This is a genomic window from Tsuneonella flava (assembly GCF_002870965.1).
Taxonomy (GTDB): Bacteria; Pseudomonadota; Alphaproteobacteria; order Sphingomonadales; family Sphingomonadaceae; genus Tsuneonella; species Tsuneonella flava.
On record NZ_PHSO01000005.1, the window covers coordinates 489353 to 512290 of the forward strand.

Consider the following 22938-nt stretch of genomic DNA (forward strand, 5'->3'; position numbering starts at 1 on the left):
AATCAGTGCGCGGCGGCGAACGCGATCAGCGCACGATCCATATATTGTGTCGCGCGCACATCGTCGGGCACGTCGTTGGCGTAAACCGCGAAGGTGTAGCGTTTGCCGCTCGCCGTTGTCAGGTATCCGGCCAGTGCGCTGGTGGCATTGAGAGAGCCGGTCTTGGCGTGGATCTGCCCTGCCAGCGGCGTGTCCGCGAAGCGGCGGCGTAGCGATCCGTCGGTGCCGCCGACGGGCAAAGTTTCCGCCCATTTCGCGCCCCACGGTTGCCGCGCGATCCAGTTCAGCAACGTGACCATTCCACGCGGAGCGACCCGGTTATAACTCGACATGCCCGATCCGTCCGACAGGCTGACCATTCGTTCGGGCACACCCGCTTCGGTCAGCATGGTACGAACGACCGCTTGCCCATCGGCTATCGAGCCGGTGCCGCCAATCGCACCGATCCGCCGCAGCAGCAGATCGGCGTGGAGGTTCTGGCTGACTTTGTTGATGGTGACGATGTCGTCGTAAAGCGGGGCAGGCGTGGCGGTGGCCAGCGCAGATGGCCGGGGCGGACGCGCCGCCGGTCCGGCACGGAGTGCCGGATCGTCTTCAGGCAGCAACGGGCGATGCCGTGAGAGTACTTCACCGGTTATGGCAACGCCGCGCGTACGCAGCATTTGTGCCAGTCGCCATGCAGCGAAATGGGCAGGATCGTCGATGCCCAGGCGCAGGCTTTTCGGTTTCGCCTCGCTGCCGATGGTGCCGGTGACGATCAGCACCGGGCTGTTGGGCATCCGGTCGTAGACGATTGCTTCGCTGTCGCCTTCGATCGTTCGGGCATGATTTTCGACGGTGTAGTATTCGCTCACTGCCACTTGCGGGGCCTCTCCGACCTTGCCGGGCGTTACCAGTGCGCGGGTTTCGTTGTCGTCCAGCGTCAGTGCGGAAACCCCCGTGCCCCACGGGCTGGGGATGTTGTTCCAGCTCATCCCCGGACTCCAGCGCTGATCGGGAAACGCGCTGTCGTCCCCCACGACATTGCCGACCCGGCGGGTTTTCGCGGCGATGGCATCGGCCAGTGTCGAGAGGCAGTCGGTCACGCAATCGTCCGCCGCAGACAGGCGCGCATCGCCATATCCGGCCAGCACGACATCGCGCGCCCCGCGATGATTGCCCGGTTCCAGCCGAACGGTCGCGCCAGCGCCTTCGGCATCGGTGAACTGGCCGCTGGCGACCGACCACATCGCCACCGCAGTGGTGAAAATCTTGGTATTGGATGCGGGCATGAAGCGCCCTTCGGGATCGATGGCGACGATCTCTTCCCCATTGGGATCGGCGATCACCAGCCCCCAGCGTGTGCCCGGTCCGGCTTCCGCCAGTGTTGCAGCGGCATCGCTTGTTGCAGGCGAATGGGACATCTCGCGCGCAGGGGCGGTGGGGGCGCCGGTATCGGCGTGAGCGGGCACTGCCAGCAGGGCGAAGGCGATGGCAGCGGCAAGGGTCGATCTGTGCATCGGGCGAGGTTATCGCAACATCGCGCGGAGACAAGCGGGGGCGATACCAAGATTTGCCTTTGTCATAACCGGGCGGCATGGCGGGTTAGGGCAGACTTGCAGCGCATTGGCGTGCCCGGCACACTCGCAGCCTGCAAAACCGGGGAAGTACCGACTATGAAACGCCTCGCCCTCTGCATCGCCGCTCTTGCGCTGTCCACGGCGCATGCAGCACTGGCAGCCGATGCCATCCTGATCGAAGGGGCGCGGGTGTTCGATGGCACCGGCGCGAAGGCGCGCGTCGCCGATGTGCTGGTGGAGGGAGAGCGGATCGTCGCGGTGGGCAGCGATATCGATGTCCCTGCCGATGTCGAGCGTGTCGATGGCACTGGCAAGACCCTGATCCCCGGCCTGCACGATCTGCATACTCACACCCGTTCCCCGGCATATAGCGCGCCCGAAGATCTGCCGAAGGCATGGGCCGGATATCTGCTGGCCGGAGTTACTTCGATCAACGACTTTTCGGTGTCGGGCGAAATGATCGCGCCGATCCGCGAAATGGTGAAATCGGGCGACTACTGGGCGCCGCACCTGAACGAAGCGATCCGGTTCGGGGTGCCCGGCGGGCATGGCACCGAATATGGCTGGGGCAATTTCTTCACTATGCAAGTGGCGACCCCGCGCGCCGCCCATGCCGAAATGCCGCTGGCGCTCAGCTACAATCCCGACATGATCAAGGTTTTCGCGGACGGCTGGCGCTATGGCCGCGATCCCGATCTGATGGATATGAACGAGCCGACACTGGCCGCTATCGTTGCGGACGCGCATAAGCAAGGAAAGCCGGTGGTGACGCACACTGTCACGCTGGAAGGGGCAAAAGTGGCGGCTGCGGCAGGTGTGAATGCGGTTGGCCACGGGGTTGGCGATGCCCCGGTCGATCAAGAGCTGATCGACCTGATGAAGAAAAATCACACTGCCTACATCGCGACGCTGGTGGTCTATGAACCGCAACAGACGCGCACGATGTCGGCTGCGGAAATGGCCGAACTCAATCCCGGCGAACGCGCGCGGGAAGCAGCGCAGGCCGCCAGCGACGACCGTACTGTCCAGCCTTATGATGCGCGGCGCTGGGCGATCATGCGCGATAATATCCGGCGGCTGAAGAAAGCGGGCATTCCTGTCGGCATCGGCACCGATGCAGGAATCGGCGGGGTCTATCACGGGCCGGGTGCAGTGCGCGAGATCTGGTGGCTCACGCAGCTCGGCTATACCCCGGCGCAAGCGCTGGTGGCGGCGACCCGTACCAGTGCGGAAATCATGCGGCAGGAAGGCGATCACGGCACTATCGCACCCGGTCAGCGGGCAGATCTGGTACTGGTCGATGGCCAGCCAGATAAACGGATCGAAGACCTGTGGCATGTGGCGCGGGTTTGGGTGGCCGGACGCGAAGCGCCGTTGGCGAAGCTGCGCGCGCTGCGCGATGCGCCAGCGATGTCGGCCATGCCGTCGGTGGCGATGACCGGGCCGATCATGACGGGGGCACGGGCAGACGGGCGGACCGATCTCGACACTTTGCCGGTGGCGACCACCGATCCGGGGATCGATCATTCGCACCTGATCGCGGTTCACGATGTCCATGCAGGCGATGGGGAGCAGGAGGAAGGGAAGCATACGTTCCTCGCTGCACAAATGGGAGCCGCCCCGCGCCCCTATGTGCAATGGGTGCTGCCGCTGACGCGCGGGCCGATCTTCGTTGCCGATGCGCGAGAATTTGCCGGAGTCGAGTTCAAGGCGCAGGGTACGGGCCAATATCGGATGGTGCTTGAATCGTATGGCCTGTCGGGCGGCGACTGGTTCGCGGCGCCATTTACCGCGGGTGATGGCGAAACCACGATCCGCATTCCGTTCAGCGCGTTTCGCAGTCGCGATGCCGATGCAGCACTGGACCTGTCGCAACTGCGCGCTTTGCGGATTCAGCTGTCTGGCGAAACCGGGGGCAGCGCCTCGCTGCGTCTGGGAGCTGTCCGCTTTTACTGATGGGGGAGGGTTCGCGCCTACGGCGCCCTTGGTAGCGACACTTTCGTCATTGCAGACATAGTGAAGCAATGCGTGGTGTGACGATGCTGCCTATCGCATCGGTTGTGATTGAAGCGAGGTGCAGTTCATGGATTACCGCGTCGCTACGCTCCTCGCAATGACGGGGGGACGGGATTGTCTCTGGTCAAGTCGTGTTCCTGCCTGCCGTCACCACGGCGCACGAGCCGGGGTCCAGCTTCTGCAGGGCAATGCCTTGGAAGAAAAGCACCGCCCCGGATCGGGGCCGGGGCGGTGCATGATGAGGCGAACTTCGTTCCACCTCACCGAATCTGACTTGCCGCGCCTTACTGGCAGGAACCGGCAGGCGGCGTGTGCGGCAGAGCGCGTCCTGCTGCCGTGCCGGTCAGCTTGCCATCGGCCACTGCCAGAGCGCCGTTGACTACGACATCGCGCACCCCGGCAGCCGTCTGTTCGGGGGCTTCATAGGTTGCGCGTGACGCAAATGTCTGTGGATCGAACACCACGACATCGGCAAACGCACCCGCACGCAAATGGCCCCGGTCGGCCAGCCCGAACCAGTCCGCCACCGTGGCTGAGCTGCGGTCGATAAATTCGCGCGTGGTCAGAACTTTGCGCTCTTTCACATAGACCGCATATTTGCGGGCAAAGCTGCCATAGACGCGCGGGTGTGCGGTCGAAGCATCGCTGTCGGTCATCACCCACGGCTGCCGCATGAACGCTTCGATATCGCTTTCCGCCATGTTGAAGCTGATCGTAGCGGCATCGGACTGACGGATAGCAGCGATAGCGGCGGAAACGGGATCGGTATTCATCGCCTTCGCTACGGCATCCAGTCGTTGCCCGCGCCATTTCCCCTGCACGATCAGCAGGCTTCCCGGCCCGCCGCGTCGGCGCATGTTTTCCTTGATATCGGCCCGCAGACGATCCTGCTGTGCCGGATCGTCGAACCGGGCGAGCATCGCCGTACGCCCGCCATCCTGCGCCCATAGCGGCACCAGCGACGATACCAGACTCGTGCCGCTGGCATTCCACGGATATTGGCTGGCGGTGATCGACAGCCCTTCGGCACGGGCCTTGTCGATCCTGTCGATGATTGCAGGAGCCATGCCCTGCACATCGACGCCCAGCGCCTTGATATGCGAAATGTGCACCGGGATATGCCCGTCGCGCGCGATAGCAATCGCTTCGTCGACTGCAGCGGCAAGGCCGATGTTGTAGTTCGCTTCATCGCGCAAATGGCTGTCGTATTTTCCGCCCAATTGCCCGGCGACACGCGACAGAGCGATCACTTCGTCGGTCTTGGAGAAACTTTGCGGAGCGTAAAACAGCCCGGTCGAAAGGCCCAGCGCCCCTTCGCACATGGCCTGTTTAACCAGTGCCTTTTCCTGCGCCAGTTCGGCGTCGGTCGGGGCGCGGCGGTCCATGCCGATGACTTTTGCGCGGATCGTGCCGAAGCCGGTGAAGCTGCCGTAATTGATGCCGACCGGTTTGGTCTTTGCGCTGGCCAGCAGATTGCCGATATCGATCCGCCCGCCGCCATCGTTGCCGACGAATGCAGTGGTGACGCCTTGCATCAGGAACGGTTCGACCAGACGGCGGCTGGCATCGTCTGCCGTGATCCAGCCTTCCATATGGGTATGCGGGTCGATGAAGCCGGGGGCCACGATCATGCCGCTGGCATTGATCGTCCGCGCGGCCGCAATGTGGAGCTGCGGGCCGACCGCGACGATCCGGTCGCCCTTGATCGCCACGTCTCCGGTGAACGGCTCCGCACCGCCGGGATAGACAGTGCCGCCCTGAATCAGCAGATCGGCCTCAGCCGGAACAACGCCGGGGGTCGCACAGGACGCCAGCAACAGTGACGCCAAAGCCGCGATACCCAAACGTGTCTTCATCCCCAGAACCCTTCCATTGGTGGTTGCATGATACCGTGTTCGGTGCGTGTCCCGCCCGCGCGATCGTCGGCCAGCCATGTCGGCCCGTCAAGGTCGGCCCAGTCGGCCTGCCGTGCGATGTGTAGGGCAGGTGCGATGCCGAGCGATGAGCAGACCATGCACCCGCTCATCAGTTTCAGCCCGTGTGCCCGCGCCGCCTGCGCCAGTTCGAGCGCGGTGGTCAGCCCGCCGGTTTTGTCCAGCTTGATATTCACCGCGCCATAGCGGGCCGCGACCGCGTCCAGCTCTGCCACAGTGTGTAGCGATTCATCGGCGCAGATCGGCACCGGGCTGTCGTATCCTGCCAGCCAGCTATCGCTTTCGGCGGGGCAGGGTTGCTCCAGAGTATCGACTTTGCATTCGACCAGCACCGGCATTGTCGCGCGCACCAGCGCTTCGTCCCAGCTTTCATTGGGATCGACGATCAATGCCGCATTGGGCGCAGCCCGCCGGACAGCGCGGATCGCTGTCGCCGGATCGCTGGCATCCACTTTCACTTTGATCAGCGGCACTTCGGCAATCGCTGCGGCGGCGCGGGCCATTGCATCGGGTGTATCGATCACCACGGTCAGCGCGGTGGCGACAGGGCCGGGTTCGGGCGCGCCGATCAGAGCGGCGACCGTTTTTCCTGCCAGCTTTGCTTCCAGATCCCACAGCGCGCAATCGACGGCATTGCGGGCGGCACCGGGGCGCATGAGGCCGATGACCTCGTGCCGACCGGCACCTGCTTCCAAAGCGGCGCGGACTTCGGCGATTTCCGCCAGCGCGCTATCGATGCTTTCGCCATAGCGCGGGTAAGGCACCCCTTCACCCCGCCCGGTCGCAGCGCCATCGGAAATCTCCACTGTCACGACATCGGCAGCGGTTTTCACTCCGCGTGCGATCCGAAACGGGGTGTGGAGTGCGAAACGGTCGTGGCGGGCGCTTAGCTGGCGGGGCATAAGAGATTATCGATCACGTTATCGACACCGAACCGCACCGGGTCGGTGCATGGCAGGCCTAGCTCCATACCGGTGCTCTCGCACAATTCGCGCGCGGCCTCTTCGGCAAGGCTCGATGTATTGAGGCATACCCCCGCGGCGCGCACACCGGGGCTGGTCAGGCCAGCCATCCGCAGGTTCAACGCCAGGCATTCGGCTAAACTGGGCAGTGTCCGTTCGGGCAGGCCACGCATCCCCTGCCGCGCCGGATCGTGGCACAGCACCAGCGCCTCTGCCTGCGCGCCGTGGATCAACCCGGTCGATACCCCGGCAAACGAGGGGTGAAACAAAGAGCCTTGCCCTTCGATCACGTCCCATCCGCCATCGTCGCGAGCCGGAGCAAGTTGCTCGATCGCACCGGAAATGAAATCGGCCACGACGGCATCCAGCGGCACACCGGACCCGGCGATCAGGATGCCGGTTTGCCCGGTGGCGCGAAAATCGGCGGTTTCGCCGCGCGCCTTCAGGCCCTGGGCCAGAGCAATGGTGGTGTACATTTTGCCGACAGAACAGTCGGTGCCCACTGTCAGCACCCGTCGCCCGGCGCGCGGCCGCCCTGTGCCGACCTTCAGATCGGCAGGCGGATTGCGAACGTCGATCAGGTCGAGCCCTTTCGCGGCAGCAAGTCCGGCCAGTCGCGGCACATCGCGCAGCCGCTGATGCAGGCCGGATACGACATGCATTCCGTTGTCGAGCGCTTCTGCAGCGTCGTCGATCAGAGCGGGGTCCATCGTCCCGCCCGAATTGGCGATACCAAGCACGAGCGTTCGGGCACCGGCGGCGGCACCTTCGGCCAGAGTCATTCGCGGCAAGCCAAGCGTCAGCGGGCAATCGTCATAGCGAAATTCGCCGATGCAGTCCTGCCGCCGAAAATCGGCCAGTCCACGCGATGTCTTGATACCAACGGGGTCGGTCGAATGACCCAGATATAGAAGGAAGGGACCGTTTATCATGGTTCCCACTGAATACAGTGTCTGGCGTTAGTGCGCGCATTCAGTGCAGGAGGCATTCCATAACTTGCCGTTATATTACCGATACTGCCTCGACCCGGCGGGCCAGTGCTTTGACGAAATCGGTGGCGAGCGCGGTCGGCGGGCGATTTTGCAGATAAATCGCGTGGATATCGAACGTCAGCCGAGGGGCGAGCGGGCGCATCGCCAGCCCCGGCGTGAGCGAAGCCATAGCTGTGAAGCTGTCCACGACGGTCATCCCCACACCCTGCCGCACCAGAGCCGTGGCAATATGGAACGTGCGGGCCGATACCACTTCGTCCAGCTCGATCCCGCGCCGTTCGATCTCGCTGGTGAACAGCACCCCGATCGGCCCGCTGGTAGCAAGGCTGATGAGGGGTTTGCCTGCGAGGTCTTCCAGCGGGACGCGTGGCGGGGCATCGGGCATTTCGGATTCGCGGTAGAGCACCATCAGTTCGCCAGAGCCAAGGTACTGGCTGGCGAGCGGTGCATCCTGCGGCACTTCGTATGCAATCGCGACATCGGTCTCGCGCTCATAGAGTTTGCGGAGCAAATCCTCGTGATGGATCGTCTGCAGGTCGAACTTAACGGTGGGATGAGTGCGGAGAAACTGCGCGACTGCGCCCGGCACCAGATCGAGTGTCAGCGATGGCAGCGCGGAAATTTTCAGGATGGCACCTGCCCCGCGCTTCAGGTTCCGGCTGGCCGCGCGCAAGGCATAGACCCGGTCCTGAATTTCCCGCACTTCGGCAAACAGCGTGTGGGCATCGTCGGTCGGAATCAGTCGCCCGCCAGTACGGTCGAACAACTGGAAGCCGAGCAGCGATTCGGCGTGGCGCAGAACTTTCGAAACCGACGGCTGCGATACATTGAGCATGCGCGCCGCCGCGCTGACCGATCCGTTGACGTAAACTGCGTGGAATATTTCAATGTGCCGCAAATTCATCGATCAGCTCTCGTGTGCTCGAATCATGAGTAAAGTTCGTTGTAATATCGACATATTCTTGCGACCTTTCTCCTGACCGGGGTAGGGCAGAAAGCGAACCCAAAGCTGGGGAGTGTATGGGTCGGGGCGAGAGAATAGCCATTGGTTATGCACCCTGTCAGCAAGAATATCGCGTTTCTCCGCATATCGCGGTAGCTTTTCGCAATGAGTTACAGACGCTTCTTGTCGCCATTGCTGGCGATGCTCGCTCTTTCGGTGTCCGGTCATGCTGTCGCGGAGGATAAGCCACCCCGGCAGGAACCGCTTGCCACAGTGCGGGTCGCTTTCGACCGCAACGGGATTACCGATATTCGTAGCGAAGGGGTGGCCGATCTCGCCACTGGCCGGGCGGTTTCTGCGGACGATCCGGCACGGGTGGCATCGATATCCAAACTGGTCGTCGCCATCGGCGCGATGCGATTGGTAGAATCTGGCAAGATCGATCTCGATGCCGATGTGTCCGATCTGTTGGGCTATCGCTTGCGGAACCCGACATTCCCCGATGTTCCGATAACGCTGCGCCTGCTGTTGTCGCACCGCTCCAGCCTGACCGATACAATCGATTATGTTCTGCCGCTGGATGCCGATATGGGCGCGATACTGGCAGACCCGCGGGCGTGGGATGCCGATCATGCACCGGGGACATATTACCGTTACACCAATTTCAACACCCCTGTCGTCGCGGCCGTAATGGAACGCGCGACCGGCGAGCGGTTCGATCTGCTGATGCAGCGGCTGGTGCTGGAACCGCTGGGTGTAGAGGGTTGCTATAACTGGGCAGCCTGCACTCCCGCCTTCGCCGGGCGAGCCATCGTACTGTATCGCGAACGGCAGCCGACCAAAGACGATAACCACGGCACGATGCCTGATTGTCCCGTGACGCCGGCTGCCGATGGATCGTGTGACCTGTCTGTATGGCGAGCGGGGCGCAACGGAGCGATCTTTGCGCCGCAGGGCGGCTTACGTATTTCGGCGAAGGGGCTGGCGACGATCGGCCGGATGCTGCTGAACAATGGCAAGTTGGATAAAGTGCGCTTGCTGCGCCCCGCGTCTGTTCGTGCGATCCTGACACCCGAATGGCGTTCCGACGGCAGTAATGGCGAAACGGAGAAGGGTTTCCTGTGTCGCTATGGCCTTGCCAGTCAGACTCTCGCGACCGGTCAGGCAGGCTGTCACGACGATCCCTTCGGAGATGGCCGTCCGCGCGTGGGACACGCAGGCGATGCATATGGTCTCAAGTCCGGGCTCTGGATTGATCGCGCACGTGGTACGGGGGTCGCCTATATCGCGACCGATGTGCTGGATGCCGATACCGGAATGCACAGCGCATTTACTCGAATCGAAGAGCAGATGGCGGCAGGCACCCGATAGTTTTACCTGGATATGCGGTGAGCATCCGTCCGGTTGAGATTGGCAGGGTCTGCTCCGCCAGGTCAGGACGCTGTTTGGCATGCCCTGTTATCTGTTGGCTTTGAATTGATGGTGGCCAACGCCACGGTGGTAGTGTGCCCGTGAGAGCGCTTTGCGAAAGCGCGAAAAGCATCTGCCGATGATGGCTATCATGTACGGCGAGCCAATCATTTCATCAGCTTCAACTGTCAACTCCATAACCATACGGATTTGGCGCGCATTGTCTTAAATCATATCGCTAGACTTAGGACCTATTAGTGGCGCCGTTGAAGTTTGATTCAAAATGGTTCAGCGCAAGGGAAAGGGCGCGGGAATATGTCAATATTTTAAGCCCTTTTGATACCTCGACGGGCCTTTTGGCCTGATATATTCGCCATTTGGGCGTCTGTACGGCGCCAGCAATAGGTTCTGAGCCTATCTGGCACTGATGGCTAATGCTCCTGGGGTTTTCGTGGACCATTCAGGGATGGCAGGTGCCCTGTGCCGAACCTAGCGCGTGATCCGCCTGTCAATTATCGGTTGAAGTTAACTAACGGATAACTATAGCGGCCGTGCCGTTTCGGGCCGCACCACAAAGCTGGAAAACGTAATAGCGTGACCGGCAAAGAAGAGTGTTTAGAAATTGGCAAATGAAGCACGTAACAGGCAGCCGCTCTGGAATCAGGGGCTGAGCGATCTGGCGGATCAATGTACTGATGCAAAGGCGTGCGATGCGCCTGAGCTGGCAGTGCGTCTGTTCGAATTGATATCCGCTTCCCCGGCGATGTTAAGGGATCATCTCGGCACCGCCACGGACAGGTGCGCCTTCCTGGCTCACGTGGGAAACGACGCGACAGAATGTGCGCTGCTTGATTTGTGTGGCGATAAAACCAGTTTTGTGTTGAGCAAGTCAGCCGCAGGCAGCTCACTGGCGACAATTCACATCGACGGAAGCGGGGACGAAGTGACATTCTTCGCAAATTCCATCGCTCTTGCCATGATTGGTGCGCTGGCAGCAGCGCTGTCGCAAACGAAGCTGGTTCCCAAGCGGCCAAGCCGTTCTGTGGGCAGGCGTTTTCTTCACTAAGGCCGTGCATTTTACGCGATCGTCAGAGTGATTTTCCACTTTCACCCTACATATATGAAAATACTACATTAATCGCTACGTAAGGTTGATGGGATGGCGTTAGGCATGACCTCCATTGGGAGGTTGTGCATGGTTGAGACCATTCCTGCAAAAAACGATCCGACTATCGCGAACATCGGAGGGGATACTGCGTCAGAACGCAGGCTTGCCTCCATAATTTCGAATAATAGCAAGCATACGCGAGACGCCTGGAATGGTGGAAAGGCGCAGTCGGTTGGGCCCTATTATGGGGCGCCCCGACCTGATGTCGCCGATTATCGGCAACGCATTCGTAATATGTCAGATATACGCCGACGAACACCCGTTATATTAGCCGTGTGCAATAGGGAAGTTGGCAGTGGAGCGGCGCAGTTTGGACATGCTTGCGCCCCGATCCAGTCTGGCCCTCGCCTATTGCCATCCTTGCTGAAGTCGCTCGCCGCATGCTGCGTTTCAGGACAGGGGTATTAACGAAATGGCGACCAATCATACCGACACACTTCGCACGATGTATTTTGAACGTAAGCAATATGCATACACTCTCCTGAACAGTATGGCGCGGAGCGAGCGCATACCGCGATCGGAACTGGATGCTGCCGTATCGATACTCCATCAACTCGCGGATGCTGCAAGTACCTTTGATGAAACAGGTTTGGGTGAAAAACTTCGTACTTGCGAATATGCGTTGAGAACGGTTGCATCGGGCGAAGCGCGTGCCCTTGTATCTGGCGCCTGTCGACTGATCGCACCCAACGCCCGCGATGGTTTTGCGGGGGCGAATAATTCCGATGTTGAGAATTTCACGGCAGATGCCGGAGGCATATACGCACCGCAGCGCGATCGCCGTAGCGAGCAGCGTTATCAATCAGTTTACATTCCTGCATCGATAGCTTGCGGTGAGGAGAAGGCGTTTGGCGTAGTCCGCAATATCTCGCGCCACGGCGCGAGACTTCGCGCGCCCATCTCTGTCGAAGTGGGCGATTGTATCGTTTATAGCGTCGACGAGAAAAGGCCGATCGAATCCACAGTGAAGTGGGTGAATGGCGATGATTTTGGCGTGTTCCATTTGGATGAAGCACTGCGTGTGCCCGTCGCCCGTCCTGACGATTACCGCGCGGTGCGCGTTGCCCATCAGGTGCCGATCATATTTTACCTCAATGGTTTGCGGCACGAGGGCATATTGCGTAACCTTTCACAGGGTGGGGCCTGCATTGAAGCCTCTCGTCAGATTCTACCAGGGGAACGGGCAACGGTCCTCGTTGGCGGCCAGCAATTTGAAAATGTCACTGTCCGTTGGCAAAAAAATGGATGCTTCGGTGTGGAATGGAGCCGCTCACTTCGCACTGCTGAACTCAACGAGATCGTGAATTCGATGCAAGTATCTGTTCGCCCGGCCAGCGCGTCGCAGAAAAGCTAGGGTCAGGACCCATTGATTTGCGGTGACGGCTGTGATTCAGGCTCGCGGAGAGAAGCTTGAAGAATGAGTGATTTGTTCTGGCTGACGGATGAGCAGATGGCGCGTCTTCAGCCGTATTTTTCCAAAGAGCCATGGCCGCGAGCGCGTTGACGACCGGCGGGTTTTGAGCGGGATCATCTTCGTCAATCGTAATGGGTTGAGGTGGCGCGATGCGCCGCGGGAGTATGGTCCGGCAAAGACGCTCTACAATTGCTGGAAGCGGTGGAGCGACAAAGGCTCTTCATCAGCATGATGGAAGGCCTGGCGACGCCGCAGGCTCCTGATCGCAAGACGATCATGATAGACGCAACCTATCTCAAGGCTCACCGCACGGCGTCCAGCTTGCGGGTTAAAAAGGGGGCGGGACGGCCTGATCGGCAGGACGAAAGGCGGCATGAATACCAAGCTGCATGCCGTAACCGATGCGAACGGTCGTCCGATCAGCTTCTTCATGACCGCCGGACAGGTCAGCGACTACACGGGCGCGGCGGTCTTGCTCGACAGCCTGCCCAAGGCCCAATGGATGCTGGTCGACCGCGGTTATGATGCCGATTGGTTCCGCGACGCCTTGCAGGAAAAGGGCATCACGCCCTGCATCCCGGGGCAGAAAATGCACAGCAAGGCCGTCAAATACGACAAGCGCCGCTACAAACGCCGCAACCGCATCGAGATCATGTTCGGCCGTCTCAAAGACTGGAGGCGGGTCGCCACACGCTACGATCGCTTCCCCAGGGCCTTCTTCTCCGCCGTGGCGCTCGCCGCTACCGGCATCTTCTGGCTCTGATCAATGAGTCCTGACCCTAGCTATTCGTCCACCGCCACCTTGAACTCTGTCTCGCCGATCTTCCCCTCGAAAGGGAAGGGCGAAGGGACATCGTCGATGACCACGGTGCCGTTGTCTCTGCCAATGTCGAAGGTCTCGTTCGACGAGAAGACATAGACGGACAAGATGCCCGACAGATCGCCGGATGCGACCTCCTTGCCGTCGATCTCCATACGCACCGAAGCGGTGGTGGGCGAAGTGCGATCGAATTCGAGACCGATGACGGCAGGCCCCTTTATCGCACGACTGGCCTCCAGAGTCTGGAGCCGGGTGTCCATGTATCGCTGGGCAAATACCGGAACACCATCGCGCATGTAGAGGCCGACGCCGCCGAAACGACCGCCCACGGCAAACAGCGTCCCGTTATCTCCCGAAGTGGGATCGACCGTGAACGTCGCGGTGTAGGAATGGGTGCTGACCGGGGGCGCCAGGCTTTCCGGGATGCGATCGAGGATTCCACTGTAACGGTACTCGCCATCCCGGTCGCGCAACGCTTTCGAAACCCGTTGCGACATAAGCGCCTGAGCCCCGCCGGTATTGGTAAGCGGGAAGACATTGTACTTCACTGCCTCGGCATCGAAGCGAGCCTTCATTTCCTCCAGTTTTGCGGGCTCGGCGGCTGCGAGATCGTTCAGCTCGTTCGGATCGTCGGGCAGATAATAGAGCTGCCACTCGTCATCCGATATCGGCGGCTGAAGCGAGAAATCCCAGGTGCGCAGGCGGTGCGGGACAACCGCTTTCCAGCCATCGGCCCATACTGCGCGATTGCCGTACATCTCGTAATATTGAACCGATTTGCGCGTATCGGCCGACGGATCTTCGAAACTGTAGGCAAACGACGTCCCGCTGATCGGGGCCTGAGACGTCCCGTTCACAGTCTCGGCCGGTGCGACCTGCGCCGCTTCGAGCAAGGTTGGCATGACGTCACTTATATGCGCGTACTGGTCCCGTATTCCGCCCTCATCGCCGATCCCGGCGGGCCAGGAAATGATGAGGGGGACCCGGATGCCGCCTTCGTGCGCGGTCTGTTTGTAATAGCGGAACGGTGTGTCTCCTGCGACCGCCCAGCCGACGGGATAGAGAGGGTAGGAGCCTGCACGGCCCCATTCGTCCAGAAACATCTCGTTCTGCTCGACCGACGCGAACCGGCCATTGGCCATCATGAATTCGCTGAACGTCCCCTCGACTGCGCCTTCCCCGCTTGCACCATTGTCGGAGGTGACCACGACGATCGTGTTGTCCAGCTCGCCCGATGCTTCCAGCGCATCCAGTATTCTGCCGAATTCGAAATCCGCGTGTGCCAGTTGCGCGGCGAAGGCTTCCATCGCGCGGGCGTAGACCCGCTGCTGGGTCTCCGACAGATCGGTCCATGCGGGCATGCCTTCGGGGTGTGACGGCAATTGTGTGTTTGCTGGGACAAGGCCGAGTTCTTTCTGCCGGGCAAGGATGCGCTCTCTTGCAACGTCCCATCCTTCGTCGAACTTGCCGCGATACTTCTCCAGCCACTCATCGGGTGCGTGGTGGGGCGAATGGACTGCGCCGGTGGCCCAGTACATGAAGAAGGGCGGGCGCTTCGGGCCTTTGGCTTGCCGTGCCTCGATCTCGGCGATGGCGCGGTTAGCCATGTCCGAGCTCAGGTGATAGGCCGGGTCTTCATCGAGCGCGACAGAACTATGACCGTCCCACAGGAGCGGTGCAAAATTATTCGCATCGTAGGAAAGGAAGCCGTAAAACTGGTCGAACCCTTGCCCGCTTGGCCAGTAGGTGAACGGGCCCGCCGCCGATGCGTCGGTTGGCGGGAGGTGGTCCCACTTGCCGACGGCATAGGTGAGATAACCTGACTGGCGCAGGTTTTCCGCGATCGTTCCCGCTCCGCGCGGAACCAGCGCGTCTTGGCCCGGGAAGCCGATCGACATGGCCGAATGGCCCCCGATATGGACTTCGTGCGAGTTCCTTCCGGTCAGGAATGAGGCCCGGCTGGCAGAGCAGATCGGCGTCGCGTGATAGTTGCTGTAGCGCAGGCCCCGCCTGGCGACACGGTCGATATTGGGCGTGTCGACAAGACCGCCATAGCATCCGAGCTGGCCGAAGCCCGTGTCATCGAGCATCCAGACGAGAATGTTGGGCGCTCCCTCACGCGCTTCGGGCCGTTCGATCGAGCCTTCGACAGAGGTTTCCAGCGTTCGACCGATGGTCGCCTGGGTTTGGGCATGGGCGGGGAAGGCGGAAAACAGCGCAGTCGCCAGCGCGGTGACTGAAGCAAAGGTCGCAACGCGGCGCGGGGACGCTGCTATATTGTGCATGGTCTTGATCCTCTCATATTCTTGTGCGGGTTCAGGACTTCGCGAGCTCTTTCAGCGGGATGCCTGTATCTCCGATCGCCTTGGGGTCAGGGGCGGCGCCCTGCTCAACCAGCTTTCGGCCCTGGACGAAGTCCTTCATCGCGTTGACGCAGTCGAGCGCGATCACCTGGCCATCACGCAGATAGACGACCGAGAACGACCGGGTGGCCGGATCGCCGCGCAGCACGGTTGCGTCGTAGCCTACGGAAAGGCCCGCGGTCTGAAGTTTCAGATCGTACTGGTTGGACCAGAACCACGGGAAGGCCGCGTAGTCCTGCTGCTCCACGCCGCAGATCGTCTTCGCGGCGGCGGTGGCCATGTCGTTGGCGTTCTGGACCGACTCGATACGCATGACAGCGTCCTGCGCCCAGCGGCTGCGATGCGCCGCGCAATCGCCGATTGCGAATACGTCCTCCAGCGAGGTGCGGCACGATCCATCGACATCGACGCCGTTCGAACAGACAGCGCCGGCAGCGGCGAGTGCTTCGACCGAGGGCACGATGCCGATCCCGACGATCACCAGATCGGCGTTGATCGCGCTGCCATCGTGGAGGCGGACGCGGGCGACCCGGCCATCCTCGCCCTCCAGGCAGTCGACCATTGTTTCGATGTGCAGATCGACCCCGTGGGCGCGGTGTTCGGCCTGATAGAACGCGCTGAGTTCCTCGCCCGCGACGCGTGCGAGGACGCGGGGCAGGGCTTCGAGCAGGGTGACGTCGCAATCGAGCTTGCGGAGCACTGCCGCCGCCTCCAGCCCGATATAGCCGCCGCCGATGACCACCGCCTTTTTCGCGCCCTCGTGCAGTTCGTGCATCAGCGTGTCGACATCGGCGCGGGTGCGTACCGCATGGACGCCCTTGAGGTCCGCACCCGAACAGGTCAGCGCGCGTGGCGCACCGCCGGCAGCCCAGATCAGCTTGCCGTAGCCAACGCTCTCGCCGTTCCCCAGCGTCACCTCGTGCTGTGCCGGATCGATCGAGACGACTTCAACGCCAAGGCGCAGTTCGATGTCCTTATCGGACCAGAACTGTTTGGGGCGGATCAGGATACGCTCGAAAGGCTTGTCGCCGGAAAGATATTCCTTCGACAGCGGCGGGCGCTCGTAAGGCAGCTCGCTGTCCTGGCTGATCATCAGGATCGAACCTGCAAACCCGTTCTGCCTCAGCGCGATTGCCGCCTGAGCACCCCCATGGCCGGAGCCGACGATGATGACGTCTCTGCTGTCCATTTCAGATCATGCGCCCGATTAAAGGACCTCGTTGGCAAAAATGGCCGAACTGACGGTAGGCGCTCCGGGGCCACCGGCTAGCAGGCAGGTGCGCGCACCGGGTACGGGATTGCTGCTTTCGCCGCGTAGCTGGCGCACGGCCTCGATCGGCAGCCCGATCCCGTGAATGAAGCCCTGGGCCAGATTGCCGCCAGACGTGTTCACCGGCAGTGCGCCGCCATCGGCGATCAGGTTGTCGAAGCGGATCACCTCGGCAGCGTTCTCGTAGGTGCAAAAGCCGTGATCGATCAGCGACATCACGCCCTGCGCGTCGAAGTTCTCGTATAGTTGCACCACGTCGATATCGGCGGGGGTGAGCCTCGTCTCTTCATATAACCGCCGCGCGATGCTGCGCATCCCCGCAGTCGCGAACAGAGCCTCGTCGTCATTTTCGAGCAGGTCTCCCCAGCCTGCCTGCGCGCCTTGCGCGCAACCCAGCATGTAGACCGGTGGCTTTGCGAGCGTCTCTGCCAGATCGGCGGAAACCATCAGCAAGGCTCCGGCACCGTCGTTTTCCCGGCTGCAATCGAACAGGCGGAACGGTTCGGCGATCATCCGCGACTGGCGCAGAGCGTCGATGTCGAATTCCTTGCCATAGCTGACCGCTTCCGGGTTACGGCTGCCATGGTGATAGGACGCGCGGACGAGATCTTCGACGATAGCCGGGTCCACGCCGTGGTGGTGGAACAGGCGGTTGGCCCGCAGCGCGCAGAGCTGCGCCGGGCTGGTCATCCCTGTGGCGAGCAGGTGATCGTTCAGGTGGTGCGCCATCACTGCGGCGGACATTCGCCCGCTCGCCCCTTCGACCAGCGCGCGGAAAATCACCACCGCTTTGGCCTGGCCGGACAGGATCGCGCCTGCCGCCACGCCGAAGGCCCCGGCGATGCCGCCGCCGCCGCCGCCCCACACGCTGGCGGACCAGCGCAGTTCTTTGGTGCCCAGTTCGGGCATCAGGCGGACCGGTTCGTTCTTGTCATCGCCGTAGGAGACGAAGCCATCGACATCGGCCGGGTCGAAGCCCGCATCTTCGCAGGCGTCGATCACGGCTTCTACCAACAGGCTGCGTTCGGGCAGGGGGGAGTGCCCGCGCTTGTGCTGGCGCAGGCCGACCCCGGCAATGGCGGTTGATCCGTAGAGCGGATGAGTCACACGCGGCTCCAATTGATGACCGGCAATTCGCCGTCGGGCGTGCGCGTTGAACCGATCGTGCCGGTCAGGCGCTGGCCGATTTCGGGATCGACCCGGTCGGGGTCTTCGAGATTGCCGAGCAGCCGGATGCCGCAATGGGCGATCTCGGCGAGGACGGTAGTGAAAGGCAGTTCGAAATCTTCCGTGAGGCCGAAGCGATGCCAAGTGCGGGTCCACGTAAATACCGTGGCTTCAAGCGGCATTTCGACCCACTGAACGTCATCGGCGTGGCATGCGCCGCAGCGATGGGCTGCTGGCCAGATCCACGTCTGGCAGGCACTGCATCGCGGGAGCATCAGGCGCCCGTCTTCGAGTGCCTCCCAGTAGGGCGCATCGGGTCCGTCGAATCTGCTCATCAGCTGTCCCAGCGCAGGGGCAGGTTCTCGAGCGCCATGACCGTGCCGGTCCGGAACGCGCGTTCGCTGTTCGGGACCAGCTCGAACGCCGGTATCCGTTTGAACCATTCCTCAGTCAGGACGCGAACTTCCGCGCGGCCGAGGACGTGGCCGATGCACAGGTGGGGGCCGGTGGAGAAGGTGATGTGTGCGGCGCGCTTGCGATCAATGTCGAGCAGGTTGGGCTGCTCGAACTTCCGATCGTCCCGGCTGCCGACCGGCAGCACGTTGAGCACCATTTCGCCAGTGCGGAACGGGACGCCGAGCAGGTCGATATCCTTTACCACGAGGCGCGGCGTATTGACCACGCCAAAGGCGCGCACTGCTTCGTCGGCGAAGGCGGTCGACAGGCCAGCCGGGTCGGCGGCCAACCGTTTTTGCAAGTCGGGCATCTGCGCGAGCTGCTGATAGGCAAAGCCAGTCACATTGGTGACCGTATCCATTCCGCCGAGGAATAAGACGAAGCTCATCGCGAGGATTTCCCCGTCGCTCATGGGCTTGCCTTCGCCCATGTCGACATGGACGAAATGGCTCATCAGATGTTCGTCGGGATTTTTGCGCTTCTCTTCGATCAGTTCGACAAGAATGGCCTGGATCTGTCCGCTGAGCTGGTCGAGCAGGGCGGAATTGTTCTGGGCGTCGAAAAATCGTTCGGCAAGATCGCGGAATTCGGGGAGGCGGGAAAGGTCCATCCCCATCAATTCCATGAAGATAGAGACTGGATAGACCTTCGCCACATCGGCCATGAAATCGCATTCGCCCCTGGCGACGACGCCATCGATGATCGTCTTGGCCCAGTGGCGCAGGCGCGGCTCCAGCGATTTGATCGCCTTGGGGCCGAACATCGGCGCCATCGCACGGCGGTAGGGCAGGTTTTCGGGAGGATCGAGGCTGAGCGGGATCATGAAGGGTGGGTTCTCCACCCGCGGGATCTGCATCTCGCGGACTGAGAAATGCTCTGGATCGGTTGTGATGGCCGCGATGGAGTCCATCCGCTGGACAATCCAGTGGCCGCCATTGGCTGGCGTCCAGAAGATGTCTGGCGCCTTGTTGATTGCGCGCTGATACGAGCCCTGGACGTCGCTATCGATGCGCGGATCGGCATAGATGTCGAAATCGAAGACCAGATCGGCGGGAACATGGTCGGGAATGACGGGAGCAAGCTTGGACGGGGCGTTCATGGACAGGTTCTCCTAGCGGACTCGGGGCAGGCGTTCGTGCGCGTCGGCATAGGCCTCTCGCACGGCGGGTTTGGACAGTTTGCCGGTCGCAAGGCGCGGCAGGGGATCGGCGGAAAAGGCGACGTATCGCGGTACTTTGTAGTTTGAGAGGTTCTCTTCGCAGTGGGCGATCAGCGCGGTCACATCGATCTCTTGCGAGGCGTGGACCACCGCGCAGGGGGTCTCGCCGAACCTGTCGTCCTTGGCCGCGATCACGAGGCACTCGGCCACGCCGGGAAATTCGCCGACGACATTCTCCACTTCGGCGGCGGAGATGTTCAGCCCGCCCGAGATGATGAGATCCTTCATCCGGTCGACGAAGGTGAGCAGGCCGTTCTCGTCGAGCGTGCCGATGTCGCCCGAATGCAGCCAGCCACCGCGCAGCGCCTTGGCGGTCTCTTCCGGGTCGCGCCAGTATTCCTTCATCATGCCGGGCGAGCGCATGATGATTTCACCTGGTTCGCCCGGGTCGCAATCGGTGCCATCGGGCCTGACCACGCGCAGGTCCATGAATATGCCGCCCCAGCCGCATTTATCGGGAGCTTCGAGAGCCAGGTGCTCGGGCATGATTGTGGCATTTCCACCGACCTCGGTCTGGCCGTAGATCTGGCGGATGATGATGCCCTTATCTTTGTACGCCTGTAGCAGCCTGGGACTGACGCGAGAACCGCCGGAAGTCGCCAGTTTGAGCGAGGACAGGTCCGCATCGGCAAACTCGGGTAACGCGGCAATGAACTCGAAGAAGGCAGGCACGGCGGCAAAGCAGCTGATCTGGTCACGTTCGATCGTCCGCAGCGCTTCAAGCGGATCGAAATGTGGCATCATGTAAAGAGTGCAGCCCTGAACGGTGTAGTGCATCAGCTGCACGAACCCGGCAGAAGTGTTTAACGGGGCGAGGGTTATGATTCGCGAACCTGGAGCTGAAGAGGTTTCCTCGATCGCCCAATTAGCTGCATATGCCGTGACCGAGCGGTTCGTGTAGACGACACCCTTGGGGCGCGCGGTCGAACCGGAGGTGGCAATAATCACGACCGGAGCATCTGGATCGGGGTCATGCGTAGCCGCCTTGGTTTCGCCCGTGCGGAGCGCGGCGATTTCGCTCATCGGTCGTGGCCTGATGCCGGCCTTCTCGACCTGCGGGACGAAGTCTTCCGCCGCAAACACGAAGCGCGGCTCCGTGCTCTCCAGAAGCTCGGCGATTTCGCGCGATTTGTAGCGGAAATTGATCGGGCTCGCGATGCCGCCTGCGCGGATGATGCCCATTAGCAGCGCGACATAGGCGAGGCTGTTGGCCGAGCAGATGCCGACCCTGTCGCCGGGTTCCAGCCCATCCTCGACCAGCATCGCCGCGATCCTATCGGACCACTGCTTGTATTCGCGATAGGTAAGCTGGTCGTCGTGCAGCACGATCGCAGGCTGGGCGCCACGCATACGGGCCCACCAATCCATTGCACTGGGAAGGGTTTGCGGCATTCGATCCTCTCGTCGCGATCTCTTGTGAATCGCGATCTTTTTGAAAAGTTGAAGATAGCCTATGCGACCATCAATCTAATGGCAATAGATTATTGACCGAGATCATTGACGCTTGGCGGATCACGCAAAATCTAATACCATTAGGAAAACATAATTGCTTTTCGGAGAGAGCCTGTGAAGAGTTACGACTATATCATCGCTGGTGCTGGTGCGGCCGGCTGCGTCATGGCCTATCGCCTGTCGGCCGATCCATCGGTGTCCGTTTGCCTGATCGAAGCCGGTCCGCGCGATACCCATCCGCTAATCTCCATGCCTAAGGGGCTGGCCAAGGTGATGGCCGATCCCAGGCATTTGTGGGCCTACGCCAGCGAGCCCGAGGATAGCACTGGGAATCAGTCTGAAACGTGGGCGCGCGGCCGGGTGCTGGGCGGCTCAAGCTCGGTCAACGGCATGATGTATGTGCGCGGACAGCCCGCCGATTATGACAGCATTGCCGAACTCACCAGCGACGACTGGAACTGGGAGCATATCGGCAAGGCGTATGCCGAGTTGGAGCAGCATGAGCTTGGTGCGGCCGAAACACGCGGAGCGACCGGGCCGCTGCGTGTCAGCATGTCCGATCATAAGGATCGCCTGTCCGAAGAGCAGCTTGAAGCGGGCAGGGCGATGGGCTGGCCGGAAAAGGAGGACGTCAACGCGCCCGACAACGACGATGCCTTGGGTTTCACGCCGCGAACGATCTGGGGCGGCAAGCGACAGAGCGCGGCAGTCGCATTCCTCCGCCCAGCCGAGGGGCGCAGTAATCTCACGATTCTGACCGAAGCGACCGTCGATCGGGTCAGGTTCTCCGGAAAGCGTGCCATCGGGGTGGAGATTGTGCGCGGCGGCGAACGCGAGCTGGTACGGACGCATGGCGAGGTGATCGTGTGCGGCGGGGCGATGGCCAGCCCTGCGATCCTCGAACGCTCAGGCATCGGCGATCCCGATCGCCTCTCCGCGCTGGGCATCGATGTGGTCCATCCCAATCCGCAGGTGGGCGAGGGGCTGATCGAGCATCGTGGCCTTATCATTCAGTGGAAACTGCGCGAGGACATCTCCCAGAACAAGCAGTTCCATGGCTGGCGCCTGCTGAAATCCGCCGCGCAATATTTCCTCTTCAAGTCCGGGCCGATGTCTTCGGCGGCGTATGAAATGGGCGCATGGTTCCGCACCCGCCCGGGGCTCAACCGACCCGATGCCCAAATGCTGATCGCCCCGTTTTCGCTCGACTTCGCGAAGGATCGGCAGGATGTGGAGCGCTTCCCCGGCATGCACGTGGTCGCCTATTCGCTGCGCCCGACTTCGCGCGGCAGTATCCATATTTCCTCAACGGATCCCGACGCGGCCGCGACCTTCAAGCCCAACTATCGCGCCAATGAAGAGGACCGGCGCTCGATGATCGGTACCGTGCGCACGGTGCGGCAATGGGCGGCGAAAGAGCCGCTGGCCAGCACCATCGCGGAGGAGACTATGCCGGGTCCCACTTATCAGACCGATGCAGAGATTCTGGAGGCCTACGACAAGTATGGGACCTGCGGATACCACGCCGTGGGCAGTTGCCGGATGGGCAAGGACGAAGCATCGGTGGTTGACCCCCAGCTGCGCGTGCGCGGGGTTGAGGGGCTGCGCGTGATCGACACCGCGATCATGCCCGTCATTCCCGCTGGCAACACCCAGGGACCGACTATGGCGATGGCGTGGCGCGGTGCAGACATCATCCTCAGTAATCGGGCCTGACGCTCTTTTATCTATTGACATTAGTTTTATGGCTGCGATGCATAAGCGCGAGCCGAAAGCGGTTCCATGTTCGACGA

General features: G+C 61.6%; 16 protein-coding genes and 1 pseudogene. 6 read left to right on the top strand and 11 right to left on the bottom strand.

The genetic code is table 11. The features are described 5' to 3' along the window. Positions 1-2: 2 nt before the first annotated feature. Positions 3-1499: a D-alanyl-D-alanine carboxypeptidase/D-alanyl-D-alanine endopeptidase gene (gene dacB / locus CV013_RS09340; RefSeq protein WP_102155216.1), complete on the bottom strand. Its 1497-nt coding sequence runs from the start codon at positions 1497-1499 to the stop codon at positions 3-5. A gap of 156 nt (positions 1500-1655) precedes the next feature. Between dacB and CV013_RS09345 the strand changes: the two genes are divergently transcribed. Beyond that, the gene (locus CV013_RS09345) at positions 1656-3515 is read left to right on the top strand and encodes an amidohydrolase family protein (protein ID WP_157935753.1); all 1860 of its coding nucleotides are present in this window, start codon (positions 1656-1658) and stop codon (positions 3513-3515) included. Between the two features lie 344 nt (positions 3516-3859). On the opposite strand, the gene CV013_RS09350 is transcribed toward CV013_RS09345, so the two are convergent. The 4 genes from CV013_RS09350 to CV013_RS09365 form a co-directional block, all read right to left on the bottom strand. Next, positions 3860-5431: an N-acyl-D-amino-acid deacylase family protein gene (locus CV013_RS09350; RefSeq protein WP_102154973.1), complete on the bottom strand. Its 1572-nt coding sequence runs from the start codon at positions 5429-5431 to the stop codon at positions 3860-3862. Continuing rightward, on the bottom strand, positions 5428-6411 hold the full coding sequence (dgcA, locus tag CV013_RS09355) for an N-acetyl-D-Glu racemase DgcA (RefSeq protein WP_102154974.1): 984 nt from the start codon (positions 6409-6411) through the stop codon (positions 5428-5430). The genes CV013_RS09350 and dgcA overlap by 4 nt, the downstream gene beginning before the upstream one ends. After that, positions 6396-7403 (bottom strand): N-acetyltransferase DgcN, encoded by a 1008-nt coding sequence (gene dgcN, locus CV013_RS09360; protein WP_102154975.1) that lies wholly within the window; start codon positions 7401-7403, stop codon positions 6396-6398. Before dgcN ends, dgcA begins: the two co-directional genes overlap by 16 nt. A 70-nt stretch (positions 7404-7473) precedes the next feature. Further along, the gene (locus CV013_RS09365; RefSeq protein ID WP_102154976.1) at positions 7474-8367 is read right to left on the bottom strand and encodes a LysR family transcriptional regulator; all 894 of its coding nucleotides are present in this window, start codon (positions 8365-8367) and stop codon (positions 7474-7476) included. A 204-nt stretch (positions 8368-8571) separates the two neighbouring features. Between CV013_RS09365 and CV013_RS09370 the strand changes: the two genes are divergently transcribed. From CV013_RS09370 to CV013_RS09385, 4 genes and pseudogenes are all read left to right on the top strand, one after another. Next, complete coding sequence (locus tag CV013_RS09370; protein ID WP_223805190.1) at positions 8572-9777, top strand: serine hydrolase domain-containing protein; 1206 nt, start codon at positions 8572-8574, stop codon at positions 9775-9777. 766 nt (positions 9778-10543) lie between these two features. Next, positions 10544-10882, top strand: a complete 339-nt coding sequence (locus tag CV013_RS09375) for a hypothetical protein (RefSeq protein WP_123639903.1) — start codon at positions 10544-10546, stop codon at positions 10880-10882. A 514-nt stretch (positions 10883-11396) separates the two neighbouring features. Further along, complete coding sequence (locus CV013_RS09380; RefSeq protein ID WP_102154978.1) at positions 11397-12338, top strand: PilZ domain-containing protein; 942 nt, start codon at positions 11397-11399, stop codon at positions 12336-12338. 63 nt (positions 12339-12401) lie between these two features. Then, positions 12402-13161: pseudogene (locus tag CV013_RS09385) on the top strand (IS5 family transposase). 20 nt (positions 13162-13181) lie between these two features. On the opposite strand, the gene CV013_RS09390 reads toward CV013_RS09385, so the two are convergent. From CV013_RS09390 to CV013_RS09415, 6 genes are read right to left on the bottom strand one after another with little or no spacing between them, the layout of a single operon-like run. Beyond that, positions 13182-15503 (bottom strand): arylsulfatase, encoded by a 2322-nt coding sequence (locus CV013_RS09390; protein WP_102154979.1) that lies wholly within the window; start codon positions 15501-15503, stop codon positions 13182-13184. Between the two features lie 31 nt (positions 15504-15534). Then, the gene (locus tag CV013_RS09395; RefSeq protein WP_102154980.1) at positions 15535-16770 is read right to left on the bottom strand and encodes an NAD(P)/FAD-dependent oxidoreductase; all 1236 of its coding nucleotides are present in this window, start codon (positions 16768-16770) and stop codon (positions 15535-15537) included. Positions 16771-16788: 18 nt separating this feature from the next. Further along, a complete protein-coding gene (locus CV013_RS09400) occupies positions 16789-17958 on the bottom strand; it encodes a thiolase C-terminal domain-containing protein (RefSeq protein WP_102154981.1) in 1170 nt (389 codons plus the stop codon). Further along, positions 17955-18353 carry a Zn-ribbon domain-containing OB-fold protein gene (locus tag CV013_RS09405; RefSeq protein ID WP_190276466.1) on the bottom strand — a complete coding sequence of 133 codons (399 nt, stop codon included), beginning with the start codon at positions 18351-18353 and terminating at the stop codon, positions 17955-17957. The genes CV013_RS09400 and CV013_RS09405 overlap by 4 nt, the downstream gene beginning before the upstream one ends. Beyond that, a complete protein-coding gene (locus CV013_RS09410) occupies positions 18353-19573 on the bottom strand; it encodes a cytochrome P450 (RefSeq protein WP_102154983.1) in 1221 nt (406 codons plus the stop codon). Before CV013_RS09410 ends, CV013_RS09405 begins: the two co-directional genes overlap by 1 nt. 12 nt (positions 19574-19585) lie before the next feature. After that, positions 19586-21085, bottom strand: a complete 1500-nt coding sequence (locus tag CV013_RS09415) for a class I adenylate-forming enzyme family protein (protein ID WP_232806577.1) — start codon at positions 21083-21085, stop codon at positions 19586-19588. Positions 21086-21259: 174 nt separating this feature from the next. Between CV013_RS09415 and CV013_RS09420 the strand changes: the two genes are divergently transcribed. Next, positions 21260-22861 (top strand): GMC family oxidoreductase, encoded by a 1602-nt coding sequence (locus tag CV013_RS09420; RefSeq protein ID WP_102154985.1) that lies wholly within the window; start codon positions 21260-21262, stop codon positions 22859-22861. The last annotated feature ends 77 nt before the right edge of the window (positions 22862-22938 follow it).

Coding starts and splice junctions, on each gene's coding strand:
- dacB (WP_102155216.1), bottom strand. CDS start 1,499: ATGCACAGATCGACCCTTGCCGCTGCCATCGCCTTCGCCCTGCTGGCA.
- CV013_RS09345 (WP_157935753.1), top strand. CDS start 1,656: ATGAAACGCCTCGCCCTCTGCATCGCCGCTCTTGCGCTGTCCACGGCG.
- CV013_RS09350 (WP_102154973.1), bottom strand. CDS start 5,431: ATGAAGACACGTTTGGGTATCGCGGCTTTGGCGTCACTGTTGCTGGCG.
- dgcA (WP_102154974.1), bottom strand. CDS start 6,411: ATGCCCCGCCAGCTAAGCGCCCGCCACGACCGTTTCGCACTCCACACC.
- dgcN (WP_102154975.1), bottom strand. CDS start 7,403: ATGATAAACGGTCCCTTCCTTCTATATCTGGGTCATTCGACCGACCCC.
- CV013_RS09365 (WP_102154976.1), bottom strand. CDS start 8,367: ATGAATTTGCGGCACATTGAAATATTCCACGCAGTTTACGTCAACGGA.
- CV013_RS09370 (WP_223805190.1), top strand. CDS start 8,572: ATGAGTTACAGACGCTTCTTGTCGCCATTGCTGGCGATGCTCGCTCTT.
- CV013_RS09380 (WP_102154978.1), top strand. CDS start 11,397: ATGGCGACCAATCATACCGACACACTTCGCACGATGTATTTTGAACGT.
- CV013_RS09390 (WP_102154979.1), bottom strand. CDS start 15,503: ATGCACAATATAGCAGCGTCCCCGCGCCGCGTTGCGACCTTTGCTTCA.
- CV013_RS09395 (WP_102154980.1), bottom strand. CDS start 16,770: ATGGACAGCAGAGACGTCATCATCGTCGGCTCCGGCCATGGGGGTGCT.
- CV013_RS09405 (WP_190276466.1), bottom strand. CDS start 18,353: ATGAGCAGATTCGACGGACCCGATGCGCCCTACTGGGAGGCACTCGAA.
- CV013_RS09410 (WP_102154983.1), bottom strand. CDS start 19,573: ATGAACGCCCCGTCCAAGCTTGCTCCCGTCATTCCCGACCATGTTCCC.
- CV013_RS09415 (WP_232806577.1), bottom strand. CDS start 21,085: ATGCCGCAAACCCTTCCCAGTGCAATGGATTGGTGGGCCCGTATGCGT.